The sequence below is a fragment of the Streptomyces sp. NPDC110618 genome (assembly GCF_055657065.1).
Genome location: NZ_JBVKBN010000008.1, coordinates 51,224 through 70,796 on the forward strand (window position 1 = coordinate 51,224; position 19,573 = coordinate 70,796).

The following is a 19,573-nucleotide window of genomic DNA, read 5'->3' on the forward strand; positions in this document are numbered from 1 at the left end:
CTACGAGTCCCCCTACGGCAGTACCGCGAAGCCGTCCAGCTCCACCAGCGCCTGCCCGTCCCACAGGCGTACGACCTCCACGACCGCCATAGCCGGGTAGTCCCGGCCCGCCAGCCTCCGCCAGACGGCGCCCAGTTCACGGGCGTGCGCGCGGTACTCCTCGATGTCCGTGGCGTAGACCGTGACCCTGGCCAGGTCGGCCGGGGTGGCGCCGGCCGCTCGCAGGGCCGTGAGGAGGTTGGTCAGCGCCTTCTCGAACTGCTCGGGGAGGCTGTCCCCCACCACCTTGCCGTCGGTGTCCAGTGCCGTCTGGCCCGCCAGGAACACGAGCCGGGTACCGGTGGCCACCACGGCGTGCGAGAAGCCCCTGGGCGGGGAGAGTTCGGGCGGGTTCAGTCGCTCGGCGGTCATTCCTCAGCCTCCAGCTCGGCGTACAACTCCTTCGCGATGATGCCCCGTTGTACCTCGCTCGCCCCCTCGTAGATGCGCGGGGCGCGGACTTCCCGGTACAGGTGCTCCAGCACGTGGCCGCGGCGCAGGGCCCGGGCGCCGTGCAGTTGGACCGCCTGGTCGACGACGTACTGCGCGGTCTCCGTGGCCAGGAGTTTCGCCATCGCCGAGCGGCGGGGCACGTCGGGGGCGCCTTCGTCGTACGCCGTGGCCGCCGCGTAGACCATCAGGCGGGCCGCCTCCGTGCGCAGGGCCAGTTCGGCGACCTGGTGGGAGACCGTCCGGAGGTCCTTCAACTTGCCGCCGAAGGCATCCCGTTGGGCGGTGTGGGCGAGGGTGGCGTCCAGGGCGGCCTGGGCCATGCCCACCGCGAAGGCGCCGACGCTCGGGCGGAACAGGTTCAGGGTGTCCATCGCTACCCGGAAGCCCCGGTCGGGCTCGCCCAGGAGGTCGGCGGTGGTGACCGGGACCGCGTCGAAGGTGAGGGTGCCGATGGGGTGCGGGGAGAGCATGTCGAGGGGGGCGCCAGTCAGGCCGGGGCGGTCGGCCGGGACCAGGAAGGCGGTGACGCCGCGGGAGCCGGCGCCCGGGGTCGTACGGGCGAAGACGGTGTAGAAGTCGGCGTCGGGGGCGTTGGAGATCCAGCACTTCTCGCCGGTCAGGCGCCAGCCGGAGGGGCCGTCGGGTTCGGCGGTCAGGGAGAGGGCCGCGGCGTCGGAGCCCGCTCCGGGCTCGCTCAGTGCGAAGGCGGGTACCGCCCGGCCCTCCCCCACCCGGGGCAGCCAGTGCGCGCGCTGTTCCGGGGTGCCGTGGGCGTGGACGGGGTGGGCGCCGAGGCCCTGGAGGGCGAGTGCGGTCTCCGCCTCCGTGCAGGCGTAGGCCAGGGACTCGCGCATCAGGCACAGGTCCAGGGCGCCGGAGGTGAAGAGCCGGGGCAGCAGGCCGAGGGCGCCCAGTTCGGCGACGAGGGGGCGGTTGACCTGGCCGGGCTCACCCTTCTCGGCGAGCGGGCGCAACTGCTCGGCGGCCTGTCGGCGCAGCTCTGCGCACCAGGCGAGCTGGTCCGGTTCGAGTGAGAATGCGGGCATCGCCGTCCTCTCTCCCCGCGGCTGTCGAGGTGACGCGGAGCCGCTCCCCCCACGGTATCGCGCACAGTTGACTGTCGTCACCAACACGATACGCTCGTCGAGCGAGCCCACCAGGGAGCCCACCAGGCAAGGGGGCGCACCGCCATGAACCAGTCGGCGCATCTCGACACCTTCGCGCGGGACCACCTCCCGCCGCCGGACCAGTGGCCCGAGCTCACTTTCGACCTGCCGGAGCTGCAGTACCCCGAACGGCTGAACTGCGCCGCCGAGCTGCTGCACGGCCCTCCGGACGACCGCCCGGTGTTCCGCACCCCGGCCGGTCCTCCCTGGACCTACGGTGAGCTGCGCGCCCGTGTCGACCGGCTGGCTCATCTGCTCACCGGCGACCTCGGGGTGGTCCCCGGCAACCGGGTGCTGCTGCGCGGCCCCACCACTCCGTGGCTGGCCGCCTGCTGGCTGGCGGTGCTGAAGGCGGGCGCGGTCGCGGTGACCGTACTGGGCCAGCAGCGTCCGCACGAGCTGCGCACCATGTGCGAGATCGCCGAGGTGGAACACGCCCTGTGCGACATCCGCGCGGTCGACGATCTGGCCAAGGCGGAGATACCGGGGCTGCGGATCACCACGTACGGCGGTGACGGGCCGGACGACCTGCTGCGGCGGAATGCGCCGGGCACCCCGTACGAGGCCGTGCCGACCGCATCCGACGACGTGGCGCTGATCGCCTTCACGTCCGGCACCACCGGGCGGCCCAAGGGCTGTATGCACTTCCACCGGGACGTGCTGGCCATCGCGGACACCTTCTCCCGGCACGTGCTCCAGCCCCGCGCGGACGACGTGTTCGCGGGCAGTCCCCCGCTCGGCTTCACCTTCGGGCTCGGCGGTCTCGTGGTCTTCCCGCTGCGCGCCGGGGCGAGCGCGCTGCTGCTCGAACAGGCAGGCCCCAAGCAGCTGTTGCCCGCCGTCGCCGAGCACCGGGTGAGCGTGCTGTTCACCGCGCCCACCGCGTACCGCGCCATGCTCGACGAGTTGGACGGGTACGACATCGGCTCGCTGCGCCGCTGTGTCTCGGCCGGGGAGAACCTGCCCGCCGCCACCTGGCGGGCCTGGCACGAGCGGACCGGGCTGCGGATCATCAACGGCATCGGCGCTACCGAACTGCTGCACATCTTCGTCTCCGCCGCCGACGAGGCGATCAAGCCCGGCACCACGGGCGTCCCGGTCCCCGGCTGGCAGGCCCGCGTGGTCGACGAGGACGGCCGGGAGAAGCCCGACGGAGAGCCGGGGCTGCTCGCGGTGCGCGGTCCGATCGGCTGCCGCTACCTCGCCGACCCGCGCCAGCGGGAGTACGTACGGCACGGCTGGAACATCACCGGCGACACCTATGTCCGGGAGAGCGACGGCTACTTCCGTTACGTCGCCCGTGCCGACGACATGATCATCTCGGCCGGGTACAACATCGCGGGCCCCGAGGTCGAGGAGGCGCTGCTGCGCCATCCGGACGTGCTGGAGACGGCCGTGGTCGGCCGCCCGGACGAGGCGCGCGGACAGATCGTGGTGGCGTTCGCGGTGCTCCGGCCGGGCGCCCGGCGCGACAGCGAACAACTGCGCTCCTTCGTGAAGGCGGAGCTGGCGCCGTACAAGTGCCCGCGGGAGATCGTCTTCCTGGACGCGCTGCCGCGCACCGCGACCGGGAAGCTCCAGCGGTTCAAGCTGCGGGTGGCGGCCGACGCCGCGGGTGACCGGCACTGATGCCGACGACCTAAGATGATCAACGTGTCCGACCAGCATGCACCACGGTCCTTGATCGTCACGCTCTACGGCGCCTACGGCCGCCATGTACCCGGCCCGGTGCCCGTCGCCGAACTGATCCGGTTGCTGGCCGCGGTCGGCGTGGACGCTCCCTCCGTGCGCTCGTCGGTGTCCCGGCTGAAAAGACGCGGCCTGCTCCTGCCGGCCCGCACCGCGGAGGGCGCGGCCGGGTACGAACTCTCCCCCGACGCCCGCCAGTTGCTCGACGACGGCGACCGGCGCGTGTACGCCACCACCCCGCCCGACGAGGAGGGCTGGGTCCTTGCCGTCTTCTCCGTCCCCGAGTCGGAGCGGCAGAAGCGGCACGTACTGCGCTCCCGGCTCGCCGGCCTGGGCTTCGGCACGGCGGCGCCCGGCGTGTGGATCGCGCCCGCGCGGCTGTACGAGGAGACCCGGCACACCCTGGCCCGGCTGCGCCTGGAGCCGTACGTCGACTTCTTCCGCGGCGAGCATCTGGGGTTCACGCCCACTGTCGAGGCGGTCACCCGCTGGTGGGACCTGGCGGACATCGCCAAGCAGCACGACGCGTTCCTCGACCGGCACGCGCCCGTCCTGCACGCCTGGGAGCAGCGCGCCGAAACCCCGCCCGAGGAGGCGTACCGCGACTACCTCCTCGCCCTGGACTCCTGGCGCCACCTGCCCTACGTCGACCCCGGGCTGCCCGCCCGGCTGCTGCCCGCCGACTGGCCGGGGGCGCGGTCGGCGGCGGTGTTCCGGGCGCTGCACGATCGGCTGCGGGACGCGGGGGCGGTCTTCGCGGGCGTGGGCACCGACAGCGGCCCGGCCGCTTAGAGAACTCTCAGGCTCTTCCGTCACTCCTCTCAGATTCCTCACCTAGCGTGCAGCGCGTCGCAGGCCAGGTGAGGAAGAAGAGGACTGGTGCGCATGACCACGACGGCAAGGGCTCAGGGAGCCACGATCTGGCTCACCGGGCTGCCGAGTGCGGGGAAGACCACGATCGCCCGCCTGCTCGGTGACCGGCTGAAGGCCGGGGGACTCCGCACGGAGGTCCTGGACGGCGACGAGATACGCCGCTTCCTCTCCGCCGGGCTGGGCTTCTCCAAGGAGGACCGCGACACCAACGTCCGGCGCATCGGCCTGGTCTCGGAGGTGCTGGCCCGGAACGGGGTGCTGTCCGTGGTGCCGGTGATCGCGCCGTACGCCGTCAGCCGTGAGGCGGTGCGCGAACGCCACCAGCGGAACGGGGTGCCGTACATCGAGGTGCATGTCGCGACTCCGGTCGAGGTGTGCAGCGAGCGGGACGTGAAGGGGCTGTACGCCAGGCAGGCGGCGGGTGAGTTGTCCGGGCTGACCGGCGTGGACGATCCCTATGAACCTCCGGTGGAGCCGGACTTGGTGCTGCGGACGCAGGAGCAGACGCCCCGGGAGTCCGCGGACGCGCTGTACGCGCTGCTGGTCGAGCGGGGGCTGGTGTGAGTTCCGGGCTCGGTCATCTGGACGTGCTGGAGTCGGAGTCGGCGCACATCTTCCGTGAGGTGGCGGGGGAGTTCGAGCGGCCGGTGATCCTTTTCTCCGGCGGCAAGGACTCCATCGTCATGCTGCATCTGGCGCTCAAAGCCTTTGCTCCGGCCCCGATTCCCTTCTCGCTGCTGCACGTGGACACCGGGCACAACTTCCCGGAAGTGCTGGAGTACCGGGACCGGGTGGTGGCCGCGCACGGGCTGCGGCTGCATGTGGCCTCCGTGCAGGAGTACATCGACCGGGGCGTGCTGCGCGAACGGGCCGACGGGACGCGCAACCCGCTGCAGACGCTGCCGCTGACGGAGAAGATCCAGAGCGAGAGGTTCGACGCCGTCTTCGGCGGCGGGCGGCGCGACGAGGAGAAGGCGCGCGCCAAGGAGCGGGTGTTCTCGCTGCGGGACGAGTTCTCCCAGTGGGACCCGCGCCGGCAGCGGCCCGAGCTGTGGAACCTGTACAACGGCCGGCACGCGCCCGGCGAACACGTACGTGTCTTCCCCCTGTCCAACTGGACGGAACTGGATGTCTGGCAGTACATCGCCCGCGAAGGCATCGAGCTGCCGTCGATCTACTTCGCCCATCACCGGGAGGTGTTCGCGCGGGGTGGGATGTGGCTGACGGCGGGTGACTGGGGCGGGCCCCGGTCCGCGGAGACCGTGGAGAAGCGGCAGGTCCGGTACCGGACGGTGGGCGACATGTCCTGCACCGGCGCGGTGGACTCCGACGCCGACACCGTCGAGAAGGTCATCGCCGAGATCGCCGCGTCCCGGCTCACCGAGCGGGGCGCGACGCGGGCGGACGACAAGCTGTCCGAGGCCGCGATGGAGGACCGTAAGCGCGAGGGGTATTTCTAGGCATGAGCACCACCACGGAACTCACCGGGACGACCGTCGACACCCTGCGGTTCGCCACGGCCGGTTCGGTCGACGACGGCAAGTCCACACTCGTCGGACGGCTACTCCACGACTCCAAGTCGGTGCTCGCCGACCAACTGGAGGCCGTCGAGCACGCCTCCCGCAACCGCGGCCAGGACACCCCCGACCTGGCCCTGCTCACCGACGGCCTGCGCGCCGAACGGGAACAGGGCATCACCATCGACGTCGCCTACCGCTACTTCGCCACCCCGCGCCGCCGGTTCATCCTCGCCGACACCCCGGGCCACGTGCAGTACACCCGCAACATGGTCACCGGCGCCTCCACCGCCGACCTGGCGATCGTCCTGGTGGACGCCCGCAAGGGCGTGGTGGAGCAGACCCGCCGGCACGCCGCCGTGGCCGGGCTGCTGCGCGTCCCGCACGTCGTCCTCGCCGTCAACAAGATGGACCTCGTCGGGTACGAACAGGGGCCGTTCGAGCGGATCGTGGAGGACTTCGCCGCGCACGCGGCCGAGTCGGGGCTGCCCGGCTTCACCCCGATCCCGGTGTCCGCGCTCGTCGGCGACAACGTGGTGGAGCGTTCGGCGGCGATGGACTGGTACGAGGGCCCGGCGCTGCTGGAGTTCCTGGAAGAGGTCCCGGTGGGCGCCGAGGCGCCGGACGCGCCGGTCCGCTTCCCGGTCCAGTACGTGATCCGGGACGGCGAAGTGCGGTACTACGCGGGCCAGTTGGCGTCCGGAGTCCTGCGCGTCGGCGACCGGGTCACCGTCCACCCCTCCGGGGAGACGTCACGGGTCGCAGGGATCGATGTCCTCGGTACGGCCCAGGAGTCGGCGCGGGCGCCGCAGTCGATCAGCGTGCGGCTGGCCGACCAACGGGACGTGTCGCGCGGCGACATGATCACGGCCGGGGTCGCCGTACCATCGCTCACCCGGGACGTGCGGGCGGCCGTATGCCACTTGGCCGACCGCCCGCTGAAGGTCGGCGACCGGGTGCACGTCCGGCACACCACCCGTACGGTCAAGGCCGTGGTCGAGGACCTGGGCGGCGCGTCCTCCCTGTCCGTGAACGACCTGGGCCGCGTCACCCTGCGCACGGCGGACCCCCTCCCCCTCGACCCCTACGCGACCTGCCGTCGCACCGGCGCCTTCATCGTCGTCGACCCGACGGACGGGGCGACGCTGACGGCGGGGATGGTCGAGCCGTAGCGCCTCACGCGCCGAGGGTCAGGCGGGGCTTCGGGGCGTCCGTGCGGCCTGTCTGGGGGCGGCGGCTGCCCGCCCGGTACGGGGCCGGCCAGGGGGCCGCGGGGCCCTCGTAGGACTGTTCCGCCGCCGCGTGCAGGGTCCAGTGGGGGTCGTAGAGGTGGGGGCGGGCCAGGGCGCAGAGGTCGGTGCGGCCCGCCAGGATCAGGGAGTTGACGTCGTCCCAGGAGGAGATGGCGCCGACGGCGATCACCGGGACGCCCACGGTGTTGCGGATGCGGTCGGCGTACGGCGTCTGGTAGGAGCGGCCGTACTCGGGCTGTTCGTCGTGGACCACCTGGCCCGTCGACACGTCGATGGCGTCGGCGCCGTGCGCGGCGAAGGCGCGGGCGATCTCGACGGCGTCCTCGGCGTCGTTGCCGCCCTCGGCCCAGTCCGTGGCGGAGATACGGACGGTCATGGGGCGCTCCTCGGGCCAGACGGCCCGTACCGCGTCGAAGACCTCCAGCGGGAAGCGCAGCCGCTTCTCCAGGGTTCCGCCGTAGGCGTCGGTGCGGCGGTTGGTGAGCGGGGAGAGGAAGCCGGAGAGCAAGTAGCCGTGTGCGCAGTGCAGTTCGAGGAGGTCGAAGCCGGCGCGGGCCGCGCGCCAGGCGGCCGAGGTGAACTGTTCGCGAATGTCGGTGAGTTGGGCGCGGGACAGTTCGCGCGGGAGCTGGCTGTCCGGGCGGTACGGAATCGGGGACGCGGCCACGACGGGCCAGTTGCCGTCGGGCAGGGGCTCGTCGATGCCCTCCCACATCAGCTTGGTCGAGCCCTTGCGCCCACTGTGGCCGAGCTGCACGCCGATCGCGGTCCCGGGCGCCCGCGTGTGCACGAAGTCGGCGATCCGCCGCCACGCCTCGCCCTGGGCACCGGTCCACAGGCCGGTGCAGCCGGGGGTGATACGGCCCTCGGCGCTCACGCACACCATCTCGGTCATCACCAGTCCGGCGCCACCGAGGGCCCGCGCGCCCAGGTGGACGAGGTGAAAGTCGCCGGGCATGCCGTCGACGGCGGAGTACATGTCCATGGGTGAGACGACGACCCGATTGCGCAGGGTCAGTCCGCGCAGCCGGAACGGAGTGAACATCGGCGGCGTACCGGGCGGGCAGCCGAAGTCCCGCTCGACGGCCTCGGTGAAGCGGGCGTCGCGCAGCCGCAGGTTGTCGTGGGTGACCCGGCGGCTGCGGGTGAGCAGGTTGAAGGCGAACTGGCGCGGCGGCTGGTCGAGGTAGAGGGCGATGTTCTCGAACCACGCCAGGCTGGCGCGGGCGGCGCGCTGGGTGGAGGCGACGACGGGTCTGCGCTCCTCCTCGTACGCGGTCAGCGCGCTCGGCAGGTCGGGCTGTTCCTCCAGGCAGGCGGCGAGGGCGAGGGCGTCCTCGACGGCGAGCTTGGTGCCGGAGCCGATGGAGAAGTGGGCGGTGTGAGCGGCGTCGCCGAGCAGGACGACGTTCCGGTGCGACCAGCGGGCGTTCACGACCGTGCGGAAGGTGGTCCACGCGGAGTTGTTGGAGCGCAGGGGGCGCCCGCGCAGGACGTCCGCGAAGATCTTGGCGCAGGCCTCGATGGAGTCGCGGGTGTCCGTGTCGGCGAAACCGGCGGCGCGCCAGACCTCTTCGCGCATCTCGATGATGACGGTGGAGGCGTCGGACGCGTACGGGTAGCCGTGGAGCTGCATCACGCCGTGTTCGGTCTCGGCGATCTCGAAACGGAAGGCCTCGAAGGCGAAGTCGGTGGCGAGCCAGATGTAGCGGCAGCGGTGGCTGGTGATCCGGGGGCGGAACACCTCGGCGTAGGTCTCGCGGGTGGTGCTGTGCACGCCGTCGGCGGCGATCACCAGATCGTGGGTCTCGGCGAGTTCGTCCGGGGGCGGCGCCTCGGCCGTGAAGCGGAGATCGACGCCGAGGCCCCGGCAGCGGCGGTGCAGGATGTCGAGCAGCCGTTTGCGGCCGAGGGCGGCGAAGCCGTGGCCGCCGGAGGTGTGCCGGGTGTCGCGGTGGCCGATGACGATGTCGTCCCAGCGGGTGAAGTGCTGTTGGAGGGCGGCGTAGACCTCGGGGTCGGCGTGTTCGATACCGCCCAGGGTCTCGTCGGAGAGGACCACGCCGAAGCCGAAGGTGTCGTCGGGGGCGTTGCGCTCCCAGACGGTGATCTCCCGGCCGGGGTCGAGGCGTTTGAGGAGGGCGGCGGCGTACAGCCCGCCCGGCCCGCCGCCGATGACGGCGACACGCAAGGGAGCCATGGTTCAGCGCCCCTTCCACTTCGGGGGGCGTTTCTCGGTGAACGCCCGGTGGAACTCCGCGTAGTCCTCCCCCGTCATCAGCAGGGCCTGCGTGGAGGCGTCCAGTTCCACGGCCGCCGCCAGCGGCATGTCCAGTTCCGCCGTCAGCAGGGCCTTGGTCTGGGCGTACGCGAGGGCCGGGCCGTCGGCCAGGCGGCGGGCGAGGTCGGCGGCGGCGGTGTCGGCGCCTCCTTCCTCGGTCAGCTCGCTGATCAGGCCGATGCGCTCGGCCTCCGCGGCGCGTACCGGCTCGCCCAGCATGAGCAGCCGGGTGGCGTGGCCGAGGCCGACGACGCGGGGCAGCAGGTAGGCGGCGCCCATGTCGCCGCCGGACAGTCCGACGCGGGTGAAGAGGAACGCGAAGCGGGCGGTGGGGTCGGCGACGCGGAAGTCCGCCGCCAGCGCGAGGACGGCGCCGGCGCCCGCCGCGACGCCGTGCAGCGCGGCGATCACCGGGAACGGGCACTCCCGGATCGCGCGCACGACCTGGCCGGTCATGCGGTTGAAGTCGACGAGCTGGGCGGTGTCCATGGCGAGGGTGGCGCCGATGATCTCGTCCACGTCGCCGCCGGAGCAGAAGCCCCTTCCCTCTCCGGCCAGCACCAGGGCGCGTACCGCGCGCTCGCGGGACAGCTCGGCGAGCAGGTCGCGCAGGTCCGCGTAGGCGCCGAAGGTGAGCGCGTTCAGCTTCTCCGGGCGGGCCAGGGTGACCGTGGCGACGCCGTCGGTGAGGTCCACGCGCAGGTGCCGCCAGCGGTCGGTGCGGGCGGCGGAGCCGGTGAAGGGACTCATGGCGGGCGGCCTCCTCGGGCGGACTGCGGGGCGCTGCGCTGTCTCACTGAGGTGTACCCCTCGAAGTTATCACTCATCCGTGACTGTCGTCAGGATGGCGCGATACGTCACGGGCGCGACCCGCGTGTCACGGATCGTCCACGCGCCGGTAACGGTGGGATCGGGCGCGCGAGGCGGAGCGTTGTCCCGGGTAAGCCGCTCGCTACGGGGCCGAAGGTCCCGGGCGGGGCCTGACCGAAGACTCTGACGTGGGGCCCCGTACCATTCATACGGTTGAAAGCAGCACCGCCTGCTTTGAGAACGGACCCGCCGTGCACGATCGCCTCCCCACCCCCGCCTCCTGGCGCATCGCACTGCCGCACACCACCGCGGCGGTGCCGGTCGCGCGTGCGCTGGTCCGTACGGCCCTGGCGGAACTGGAGCACAGTGCCGACGGGGACACGGCGGAGCTGCTGACCGCGGAGCTGGTCGCGAACGCCGTCGAGCACACGGCGGGTGACGGGCCCATAGAGCTGGTGGTGGAGCTGCTGCCGAACGGCTGCAAGGTGGAGGTGCACGATCCGGATCCGGCGCCGCCGGGGAATCTGACGCATCCCGTCGCCGGGGAGCCGGATCCTTGGCAGGAGCACGGGCGGGGGCTGCTGCTGATCCGTGCGCTGAGCTCCGCTTGCGGGCATCGGGCGACGGCGTCGGGGAAGGCGGTGTGGTTCCGGTTGCCTACGGTGCCGGCGCCGCGGAGGCCTTCGGCGTAGGGGCGGGAGGTTGGCGGCTTGGTGCGGGTGCGTTGTGGCTGGTCGCGCCCCGCGGCGGAGCCGCTGATCAACACAGCCCCGCGCCCCTATGGGTGGGAATCCTTACCCTCTGGCCAAAGTGGCGACCAGGACCGCCTTGATCGTGTGCAGGCGGTTTTCCGCCTGATCGAAGACCACTGAATGGGAGGACTCGAAGACCTCGTCCGTGACCTCCAGGGAGTCGAGGCCGTGGGTCTCGAAGATCTCGCGGCCCACCTTCGTGCCGAGGTCGTGGAAGGCCGGGAGGCAGTGGAGGAACTTCACGTCGGGGTTGCCGGTCGCCCGGAGGACGTCCATGGTCACCGCGTACGGGGACAGGGCCTTGATGCGCTCGTCCCAGACCTCCTTGGGCTCACCCATGGAGACCCAGACGTCCGTGGCGACGAAGTCGGCGCCCAGGACGCCCTCCGTGACGGACTCGGTGAGGGTGATGCGGGCGCCGCTGGTCTCGGCGAGGCGGCGGGCCTCGGCGACGATGTGCTCGGCCGGCCAGTAGGCCTTGGGGGCGACGATCCGTACGTCCAGGCCGAGCAGGGCGCCGGTGACCAGGTAGGAGTTGCCCATGTTGAAGCGGGCGTCGCCGAGGTAGGCGAAGGCGATGGTGTCGTCGAGGGTCTTCGGGCTGTGCTCCAGCATCGTGAGGACGTCGGCGAGCATCTGGGTGGGGTGCCAGTCGTCGGTGAGGCCGTTGTAGACCGGCACCCCCGCGTACGCGGCCAGCTCCTCGACCTTGTCCTGGCTGTCCCCCCGGTACTCGATGCCGTCGAACATCCGCCCGAGCACCCGTGCGGTGTCCTTGACCGACTCCTTGTGCCCGATCTGCGAGCCCGCCGGGTCCAGGTACGTCGTCGCGGCGCCCTGGTCCGCGGCGGCGACCTCGAAGGCGCACCGGGTACGCGTGGAGGTCTTCTCGAAGACCAGGGCGATGTTCCGGCCGCGCAGGTACTGGGTCTCGGTCCCGGCCCTCTTCGCCGCCTTCAGCTCCGCGGCCAGCTCGACCAGACCGCGGAACTCCTCCGCGGTGAAGTCCAGCTCCTTGAGGAAGTGGCGGCCGGCGAGGGCGGTCGGGACAGTCGCCATGGGGGCGCTCCAGGGATGTGCGAACAATGACTATGGAAGTCTATACGATGTTCCACATTTCTATACAGGCCCTGTTCAGTGCACGGACCCCCGCTCCACCGGGCAGCTCATACAGCGCGGTCCGCCCCGGCCCCGGCCCAGTTCACTGCCCGGGATCTCGATCACCTCGATGCCCTGTTTGCGCAGGTGGGTGTTGGTGGTGGAGTTGCGTTCGTAGGCCACGACCACGCCCGGTTCGACCGCGAGGACGTTGCAGCCGTCGTCCCACTGCTCCCGCTCGGCCGCGTGCACGTCCTGGGTGGCGGTCAGCACCCGGATCTCGCTCAGTCCGAGGGCGGCCGCGATGGCGCGGTGCATGTGCTCCGGCGGATGGTCGGTGACCTTCAGTTCCTTGCCGTCGACACCGGGTTCGATGGTGTAGGAGCGGAGCATGCCGAGCCCGGCGTACTGGGTGAAGGTGTCGCCGTCGACCATCGTCATCACCGTGTCGAGGTGCATGAAGGCGCGCCGCTTGGGCATGTCGAGCGCCACGATCGTCTGGGCGGAGCCCGCGGCGAACAGCTTGTGCGCCAGCATCTCCACGGCCTGCGGCGTGGTCCGCTCGCTCATCCCGATCAGCACGGCGCCGTTGCCGATCACCAGGACGTCGCCGCCCTCGATGGTGGACGGGTAGTCGGCCTGCCCCTCGGACCAGAAGTGGAACGATTCGTCACGGAACAGCGGGTGGTGCCGGTAGATCGCCTCGAAGTGCACCGTCTCGCGCTGCCGGGCGGGCCAGCGCATGGCGTTGACGGAGACACCGTCGTAGATCCACGCGGAGGTGTCCCGGGTGAAGAGGTGGTTCGGCAGCGGCGCCAGCAGGAAGTCGTCCAGCTCCATGGCATGGAAGCGCACGGAGGTCGGTTCCGGGTGGGCGTCCAGGAACTCCCGCTTGGTCATGCCGCCGACCAGGGCCTCGGCCAACTCGGGGGCGGGCAGGTTCTCGAAGGCGGCGCGCAGATGGTCCGTGGCGAGGACGCCGTACTCCTTCTCGTCGAAGACGCGGTCCAGGACGAGGGTGCGGGCCTCCGGGATCGCCAGGGCCTCGGTGAGCAGGTCGCCGAAGAGGTGGACGGTGACACCGCGGTCGCGCAGGACATCGGCGAAACCGTCGTGCTCGGCGCGCGCCCGGCGGACCCAGAGCACGTCGTCGAAGAGCAGCGCGTCCTTGTTGCTGGGGGTGAGCCTTTTGAGCTCAAGATCGGGCCGGTGCAGGATGACGCGGCTGAGCCGGCCGGCCTCGGAGTCGACATGGAATCCCATGCCTCCATCCTGACCATCGAACGCCGTGTTCACCCCCTTGTTGCATTACTTCGCCACCGGCCGATTCTCGTCCTCTTGACGAGAACCCATGAGCCCGCTTATCGTCTTCTTGACGAAAATCAGGGAGGGGTCCACATGGCCGACATCACGCGCCGCCTCGGCTGGCGCCATCTGCGGGGCGCGCCGACCGCGCACATCCGGCACCACCGCAAGGGGCGGCTGGCGCACGACGGGCCCGGCGTCAGCTTCTGGTTCCGGGCGCTGAGCGCGGCGCTGTCCGAGGTGCCGGTCGACGACCGCGAGCTGGCGATGACCTTCCACGCCCGTACGGCTGACTTCCAGGACGTGGCCGTCCAGGCGACGGTGACCTACCGGATCAGCGACCCGGCCGTGGCGGCGGCCCGCCTGGACTTCTCCATCGACCCCGACACCGGCGCCTGGCGCGGCACCCCGCTGGAACAGCTCGGCACCCTGCTGACCGAGACGGCCCAGCAGCATGCCCTCGACGTACTGGCCCGCACCCCGCTGGCGGAGGCGCTGGTGGACGGAGTGAGCGCGGTACGGGAACGGGTCGCCGAAGGACTCGCCGCCGAGCCCCGACTGCCGGCCACCGGCATCGAGATCGTGGCCGTACGCGTGGTGGCGCTGCGCCCGGAGCCGGAGGTGGAGCGCGCGCTGCGCACCCCGGCCCGCGAGCTGATCCAGCAGGAGGCCGACCGGGCCACCTACGAACGCCGGGCCGTGGCCGTCGAGCGGGAGCGGGCCATCGCCGAGAACGAACTGGCCAGCCAGATCGAACTCGCCCGCCGCGAGGAGCAGTTGGTCGAGCAGCGGGGCACCAACGAGCGGCGCAAGGCGGAGGAGCGCGCCGCCGCCGACGCCGTACGCGCCGAAGCGGAGGCCGCACGGACCGTACGGCTCGCCAAGGCCGAGGCCGAGAGCGCCCGCACGGTGGGCGAGGCCAAGGCCGAGGCGCAGGCCGCCTGGCTGCGGGTGCACTCCGAGGTGGACGTCGCGGTCCTGCGCGCCCTCACCGGGACGCGGCTCGCGGAGAACCTGCCGCGCGTGGACAGCGTGACGATCTCGCCGGACGTCCTCACCGGGCTGCTCGCCAAGCTCGGTGACGGGGAGCGGGCGTGAGTCTCGCGCCGCGCGCGGTGCTGGTCCATCGCACCACGGAGTACGAGGAGTTGGTGGCCCGGCACGGCACGCACGGCCAGGCCGCCTACTTCCTGCGCACCCGGGGCCGGGACATCGAGGAGGTCGCCGAACGGCACCAGCGCACCCGGCGGGCGCTGGCGGAAGTCACCGCCTCCATCCCCCTGACCTGGCGTCAGGCGCGGGTGGAGCGGGCCGACCTGGACCGGTTCCTGTTCGCGCCGCAGGACGTGGTGGTCGTCGTGGGCCAGGACGGTCTGGTGGCGAACGTGGCCAAGTACCTCACCGGGCAGCCGGTGGTCGGCATCGACTCCGACCCCGGTCGCAATCCGGGGGTCCTGGTACGGCACCGGCCGTCCGACGCCGCCAAGTTGCTGGCGTCCGCGGCCAGTGTCTCGGTCGACGAACTGACCATGGTCGAGGCCGTCGCCGACGACACGCAGCGCCTGGTCGCGCTGAACGAGATCTACCTGGGCGCGGCCGGACACCAGACGGCCCGGTACCGCCTGGGCCTGGAGGGCGACGGGGGTGTCGTCGAGGCCCAGGCCTCCTCCGGTGTGCTGGTCGGCACCGGGACGGGGGCGACCGGATGGCTCCGGTCGGTGTGGCAGGACCGGGGTGGGCGGCTGCGTCTGCCCACCCCGGTCGAGAACCGCCTGCTGTGGTACGTCCGCGAGGCCTGGCCGTCCCCGGCCACGGGAACGTCCCTGGTCTCCGGCGAACTGACGTCCTCGGCCCACCTGACCCTCACCGTCGAATCCGAACGCCTGGTGGCCTTCGGCGACGGCATGGAGACAGACGCCCTGGAACTGACGTGGGGCCAGTCGGTACGGGTGGGGGTGTGCGGGGACCGGCTGCGATTGGCAGGTTAGGGCCGACCGGACCCACCCCAGGGGCGCGGGGCTGTGTCGATCAGCGGCTCCACCGCGGGGCGCGACCAGCCCCCACGAACCGGCAGCCAGCACCCGGCCGGCAGGCCCACGGCGGGGAACTGCGCGACCAGCCCCCACGCACCCGCACCCGGCAATCAACTGGAAACCCCCCGCGTCAAAGACGCGGGTCCACCGGCTCCGATTCCAGTGCCAGCACCCCGAACACCGCCTCGTGGACCCGCCACAGCGGCTCACCGTCGGCCAGCCGGTCCAGTGCCTCCAGGCCGAGCGCGTACTCGCGGGTCGCGAGGGAGCGCTTGTGGTTGAGGAAGCGGTGCCGCAGGCGGGCGAGGTTGTCGGGGCGCGTGTACTCCGGACCGTAGATGATCCGCAGGTACTCGCGGCCCCGGCACTTGATGCCGGGCTGGACCAGGCGGCCCTGCTCGTCGCGGACCAGCGCGCCGACCGGCTTGACGACCATGCCCTCGCCGCCCCGACCGGTCATCTCCAGCCACCAGTCGACGCCCGCCCGCACCGACTCCTCGTCGGCGGTGTCGACGTACAGGCGCCGGGTGGTCTGGAGCAGCCCGGAGCCGTCGTGCTCCACCAGCCGGTCGAGCAGGGCGAGCTGTTCGTCGTGCGGAAGCGCGGCGAGGCTGCGGCCCTGGACGGCGAGGATCTGGAACGGCGCCAGGCGGACGCCCTCCAGGCCCTCGGTGGTCCAGCAGTAGCGCCGGTACGCCTCGGTGAACGCGGCCGCGTCGGCGGCCCGTTCGCGCTGGCGGCCCAGCAGGCCGGACACGTCCACGCCGCGCGCCGCAGCGCCCTCCAGCGCGGCCAGCGCGCCCGGGAACACCGCCCCGGACGCGGCGCCGACGGCCGCGTACTGCGTGCGCAGCAGCCCGGACGCCTTCAGCGACCAAGGCATCAGCTCGGCGTCCAACAGGAGCCAGTCCGTGGCGAGTTCGTCCCACAGTCCGGCCTCGCCGACGGCCTGCCGGATACGGCCGAGGATCTCCTCGGTGACCGACTCGTCGGAGAAGAACGGCCGTCCGGTACGGGTGTAGAGGGAACCCGTCGGACCGTCGACGCCGAACCGGCGCCGCGCGGCCTCCGCGTCCCGGCACACCAGGGCCACGGCCCGCGAGCCCATGTGCTTCTCCTCGCACACGACCCGCGCGACCCCGTCCTCCCGGTACTGCGCGAACGCCTCCAGCGGGTGCTCCAGATACCCCTCGACCTGCGAGGTCGCGGTCGGCGCCATGGTCGGCGGCAGGTACGGCAGCAGCCGCGGGTCCACCGCGAAACGGCTCATGACCTCCAGGGCCGCTGCCGCGTTGTCCTCCCGAACGGCGACGCGTCCCGCGTGCCGGGTCTCCACGGCCCGCCGTCCGTGCACGTCGGCGAGGTCCAGCGGGCGTCCGTCGTGCCCGCCGGGCGCCTCGGTGCGCAGCGGCTTGGCCGGTTCGTACCAGACCCGCTCGGCCGGTACGTCGACCAGTTCCCGCTCCGGCCAGCGCAGCGCGGTCAGCTTGCCGCCGAACACGGCGCCGGTGTCCAGGCAGATGGTGTTGTTCAGCCAGGTCGCCTCGGGCACGGGGGTGTGGCCGTACACCACGGCGGCGCGGCCCCGGTAGTCCTCCGCCCACGGGTAGCGCACCGGCAGGCCGAACTCGTCGGTCTCCCCGGTGGTGTCGCCGTACAGCGCGTGGCTGCGGACGCGGCCGGAGGTGCGGCCGTGGTACTTCTCCGGCAGACCGGCGTGGCAGACCACGAGCCGTCCCCCGTCGAGGACGTAGTGGCTGACCAGTCCGTCGATGAACTTCCGTACCCGCTGCTTGAACTCCTCGCTCTCGCCCTCCATCTGCTCGATGGTCTCGGCGAGCCCGTGGGTGTGCTGCACCTTGCGGCCGCCAAGGTAACGCCCGTACTTGTTCTCGTGGTTGCCCGGCACGCACAGCGCGTTGCCCAACTCCACCATGCCCATCACGCGGCGCAGCACGCCGGGGCTGTCCGGGCCGCGGTCGACGAGGTCGCCGACGAAGACCGCGGTCCGGCCCTCGGGGTGCACGCCGTCGACGTAGCCCAACTTGCCGAGCAGCGCCTCCAGTTCGGCGGAGCAACCGTGGATGTCGCCGATGATGTCGAAGGGTCCGGTCAGGTGGGTCAGGTCGTTGAAGCGCTTCTCGGTGACGACGGTGGCCTGCTCGACCTCCTCGGCGCCACGCAGGATGTGCACCTTGCGGAAGCCCTCGCGCTCCAAGTGCCGCAGGGAGCGGCGCAGTTCGCGCACGTGCCGGCGGATGACCCGGCGCGGCAGGTCGGCGCGGTCGGTGCGGGCGGCGTTGCGTTCGGCGCACACCTCCTCGGGCACGTCCAGCACGATGGCGATGGGCAGGACGTCGTACTGCCGGGCCAGCGCGATGAGCTGCTTGCGGGCGTCGGACTGGACGCTGGTGGCGTCGACGACGGTACGGCGTCCGGCGGCGAGCCGCTTGCCCGCGATGTAGTGCAGGACGTCGAAGGCGTCGCGGGTGGCGCCCTGGTCGTTCTCGTCGTCGGAGACCAGGCCCCGGCAGAAGTCGGAGGAGATCACCTCGGTGGGCTTGAAGTGGCGGCGGGCGAAGGTGGACTTGCCCGAGCCGGAGGCGCCGACGAGGACGACGAGGGACAGGTCGGTGACGGGCAGGGTGCGCCCCTTGCTCGGAGACGTCTCCGGGGATTCCTCCGGGGTCTCCCCCATGATCTCGGTCATGCGGCCTTCGCCTCCTTCTCCTTGTCGGTACGGGTGAACACGGCCATCTGGGTGGGCGGGCCCACCTCCGGGTCGTCGGGTCCCACCGGTACGAACTCCACGCCGTAGCCGTGCCGTTCGGCCACCGCGTCCGCCCAGGCGCGGAACTCGGCGCGAGTCCACTCGAAGCGGTGGTCGCCGTGCCGGACGTGCCCGGCCGGCAGGGACTCCCAGCGGACGTTGTACTCCACGTTCGGGGTGGTCACCACGACGGTCCTGGGGCGGGCGGCGCCGAACACCGCGTACTCCAGGGCGGGCAGCCGGGGCAGGTCGAGGTGTTCGATCACCTCGCTGAGCACGGCGGCGTCGTAGCCCTTGAGGCGCTTGTCGGTGTAGGCGAGGGAGCCCTGGAGGAGCTTGACGCGGGACGCCTGCCGCTCGCCCATGCGGTCCAGCTTCAGACGGCGGGAGGCGATGGTGAGCGCCCGCATCGACACGTCGACGCCGACGATCTCGGTGAAGCTCACGTCCTTCAGCAGCGCCTGCACCAACTGGCCCTGCCCGCACCCGAGATCGAGCACGCGGGTGACCCCGGCGGCGCGCAGCGCGGTGAGGATGGCCTCGCGGCGCTGCACGGCGAGCGGGGTGGGCTTCTCCTCCTCGCTGTCGGCCTCGACGGCGTTGTCGATGTCCTCGACCTCGCTGTCGTCGGTCTCGGCGAGCCGGACCAGCTCCAGCCGCTCCATCGCCGCGCGCGCCAGTGACCACCGGCGGGACAGGTAGCGGGTGGTGATCAGCTTCTGCTCCGGGTGGTCGGCCAGCCAGCCCTCACCGGCCCGCAGCAGCTTGTCGACCTCGTCGGGGGCGACCCAGTAGTGCTTGGCGTCGTCCAGCACCGGGAGCAGGACGTAGAGGTGGCGCAGCGCCTCGGCGAGGGTGCGCTCCTCGGACTCCAGCAGCAGCCGCACGTAGCGGGAGGCGCCCCACTCGGGGAACCGCTCGTCCAGGGCGATCTGCTCGACGGCCACCGTCCAGCCCAGGGGCTCGAAGAGCCGGCGGACCAGCTCCGGGCCGCCGCGGGCGGGCAGTGCGGGCACCTCGATGCGCAGCGGCAGCGGTTCGGCTGCGCGCTCGGGGCGGGCGGTGCACACACCGCGCATGGCGCTGGAGAACACGCCGCTCAGGGCCACCGCGAGCAGTGAAGAGGCCGCGTACGGGCGGTCGTTGACGTACTGCGCGAGGGCCGCGTCGGGGGCGCCGCCGCGCCCCTTGCCCTTGCCGCGCTTGACCAGTGCCACCGCGTCGACCTCCAGCAGCAGCGCCGCTGTGCAGCGATCGGGGCTCGCCTCGGGGTAGAGGACGTGCGCCCTGCCGTAGGAGGTGGAGAACGCCTGGGCCTTCTCGGGATGCTTGTGCAGCAGGTAGCCGAGGTCGGTGGCGGGGCGTTCCGGGGTGCCGGTGGTACTGATCGTCAGGAACATGGGCAGGGCCCTTTGAGGCTCGGTGGACAGTTGGTGTCGCCGTGCGCGCGAAGACCCCCAGGAGGGTGATCCCGGGGGCCTTCGAGACGACTGTCACACCATCCCACATACGGTGCGACCGGCGCCTTTGTTTA

16 protein-coding genes are annotated in these 19,573 nt (G+C 71.9%); 8 read left to right on the top strand and 8 right to left on the bottom strand.

Going from position 1 to position 19,573, the window contains the following annotated elements; all coding sequences use genetic code 11:
• Positions 1 to 12: 12 nt before the first annotated feature.
• Together ACZ7L7_RS16795 and ACZ7L7_RS16800 are read right to left on the bottom strand one after the other, a co-directional pair.
• Positions 13 to 411 (bottom strand): RidA family protein, encoded by a 399-nt coding sequence (locus ACZ7L7_RS16795; RefSeq protein WP_285513507.1) that lies wholly within the window; start codon positions 409 to 411, stop codon positions 13 to 15.
• Positions 408 to 1,538: an acyl-CoA dehydrogenase family protein gene (locus ACZ7L7_RS16800; RefSeq protein ID WP_472076253.1), complete on the bottom strand. Its 1,131-nt coding sequence runs from the start codon at positions 1,536 to 1,538 to the stop codon at positions 408 to 410. Before ACZ7L7_RS16800 ends, ACZ7L7_RS16795 begins: the two co-directional genes overlap by 4 nt.
• Before the next feature lie 144 nt (positions 1,539 to 1,682).
• Here ACZ7L7_RS16800 and ACZ7L7_RS16805 point away from each other — a divergent pair, with 144 nt between their 5' ends.
• The 5 genes from ACZ7L7_RS16805 (at position 1,683) to ACZ7L7_RS16825 (ending at position 6,909) form a co-directional block, all read left to right on the top strand.
• Positions 1,683 to 3,287 carry an AMP-binding protein gene (locus ACZ7L7_RS16805; protein WP_472076255.1) on the top strand — a complete coding sequence of 535 codons (1,605 nt, stop codon included), beginning with the start codon at positions 1,683 to 1,685 and terminating at the stop codon, positions 3,285 to 3,287.
• 15 nt (positions 3,288 to 3,302) lie between these two features.
• Positions 3,303 to 4,139, top strand: a complete 837-nt coding sequence (locus tag ACZ7L7_RS16810; protein WP_472076257.1) for a PaaX family transcriptional regulator — start codon at positions 3,303 to 3,305, stop codon at positions 4,137 to 4,139.
• A 93-nt stretch (positions 4,140 to 4,232) separates the two neighbouring features.
• Positions 4,233 to 4,784, top strand: a complete 552-nt coding sequence (gene cysC / locus ACZ7L7_RS16815; protein WP_472076259.1) for an adenylyl-sulfate kinase — start codon at positions 4,233 to 4,235, stop codon at positions 4,782 to 4,784.
• Positions 4,781 to 5,680: a sulfate adenylyltransferase subunit CysD gene (gene cysD / locus ACZ7L7_RS16820; RefSeq protein WP_472076261.1), complete on the top strand. Its 900-nt coding sequence runs from the start codon at positions 4,781 to 4,783 to the stop codon at positions 5,678 to 5,680. Before cysC ends, cysD begins: the two co-directional genes overlap by 4 nt.
• A gap of 2 nt (positions 5,681 to 5,682) precedes the next feature.
• Positions 5,683 to 6,909: a sulfate adenylyltransferase subunit 1 gene (locus ACZ7L7_RS16825; protein WP_472076263.1), complete on the top strand. Its 1,227-nt coding sequence runs from the start codon at positions 5,683 to 5,685 to the stop codon at positions 6,907 to 6,909.
• Between the two features lie 4 nt (positions 6,910 to 6,913).
• On the opposite strand, the gene ACZ7L7_RS16830 is transcribed toward ACZ7L7_RS16825, so the two are convergent.
• Both ACZ7L7_RS16830 and ACZ7L7_RS16835 read right to left on the bottom strand, forming a co-directional pair.
• A complete protein-coding gene (locus ACZ7L7_RS16830; protein WP_472076265.1) occupies positions 6,914 to 9,190 on the bottom strand; it encodes a bifunctional salicylyl-CoA 5-hydroxylase/oxidoreductase in 2,277 nt (758 codons plus the stop codon).
• 3 nt (positions 9,191 to 9,193) lie between these two features.
• Positions 9,194 to 10,021: an enoyl-CoA hydratase family protein gene (locus tag ACZ7L7_RS16835; RefSeq protein ID WP_472076267.1), complete on the bottom strand. Its 828-nt coding sequence runs from the start codon at positions 10,019 to 10,021 to the stop codon at positions 9,194 to 9,196.
• Positions 10,022 to 10,332: 311 nt separating this feature from the next.
• On the opposite strand from ACZ7L7_RS16835, the gene ACZ7L7_RS16840 reads away from it, so the two are divergent.
• On the top strand, positions 10,333 to 10,773 hold the full coding sequence (locus ACZ7L7_RS16840; protein WP_285513498.1) for an ATP-binding protein: 441 nt from the start codon (positions 10,333 to 10,335) through the stop codon (positions 10,771 to 10,773).
• Between the two features lie 102 nt (positions 10,774 to 10,875).
• Here the strand turns inward: ACZ7L7_RS16840 and argF are convergent, their stop codons facing one another.
• Together argF and ACZ7L7_RS16850 are read right to left on the bottom strand one after the other, a co-directional pair.
• Positions 10,876 to 11,892: an ornithine carbamoyltransferase gene (argF, locus tag ACZ7L7_RS16845; RefSeq protein WP_472076269.1), complete on the bottom strand. Its 1,017-nt coding sequence runs from the start codon at positions 11,890 to 11,892 to the stop codon at positions 10,876 to 10,878.
• Positions 11,893 to 11,967: 75 nt separating this feature from the next.
• Entirely contained in the window at positions 11,968 to 13,194 is a 1,227-nt protein-coding gene (locus tag ACZ7L7_RS16850) for an arginine deiminase (protein WP_093723250.1), read from the bottom strand.
• Positions 13,195 to 13,329: 135 nt separating this feature from the next.
• Here ACZ7L7_RS16850 and ACZ7L7_RS16855 point away from each other — a divergent pair, with 135 nt between their 5' ends.
• Both ACZ7L7_RS16855 and ACZ7L7_RS16860 read left to right on the top strand, forming a co-directional pair.
• Positions 13,330 to 14,334 carry an SPFH domain-containing protein gene (locus tag ACZ7L7_RS16855; protein WP_285513495.1) on the top strand — a complete coding sequence of 335 codons (1,005 nt, stop codon included), beginning with the start codon at positions 13,330 to 13,332 and terminating at the stop codon, positions 14,332 to 14,334.
• Positions 14,331 to 15,224 carry a hypothetical protein gene (locus ACZ7L7_RS16860; protein WP_471429603.1) on the top strand — a complete coding sequence of 298 codons (894 nt, stop codon included), beginning with the start codon at positions 14,331 to 14,333 and terminating at the stop codon, positions 15,222 to 15,224. The genes ACZ7L7_RS16855 and ACZ7L7_RS16860 overlap by 4 nt, the downstream gene beginning before the upstream one ends.
• A 175-nt stretch (positions 15,225 to 15,399) precedes the next feature.
• On the opposite strand, the gene ACZ7L7_RS16865 is transcribed toward ACZ7L7_RS16860, so the two are convergent.
• Positions 15,400 to 17,979: a polynucleotide kinase-phosphatase gene (locus tag ACZ7L7_RS16865; protein ID WP_471429601.1), complete on the bottom strand. Its 2,580-nt coding sequence runs from the start codon at positions 17,977 to 17,979 to the stop codon at positions 15,400 to 15,402.
• On the bottom strand, positions 17,976 to 19,439 hold the full coding sequence (locus ACZ7L7_RS16870; protein ID WP_453607646.1) for a 3' terminal RNA ribose 2'-O-methyltransferase Hen1: 1,464 nt from the start codon (positions 19,437 to 19,439) through the stop codon (positions 17,976 to 17,978). The genes ACZ7L7_RS16865 and ACZ7L7_RS16870 overlap by 4 nt, the downstream gene beginning before the upstream one ends.
• Positions 19,440 to 19,573 lie beyond the last annotated feature (134 nt).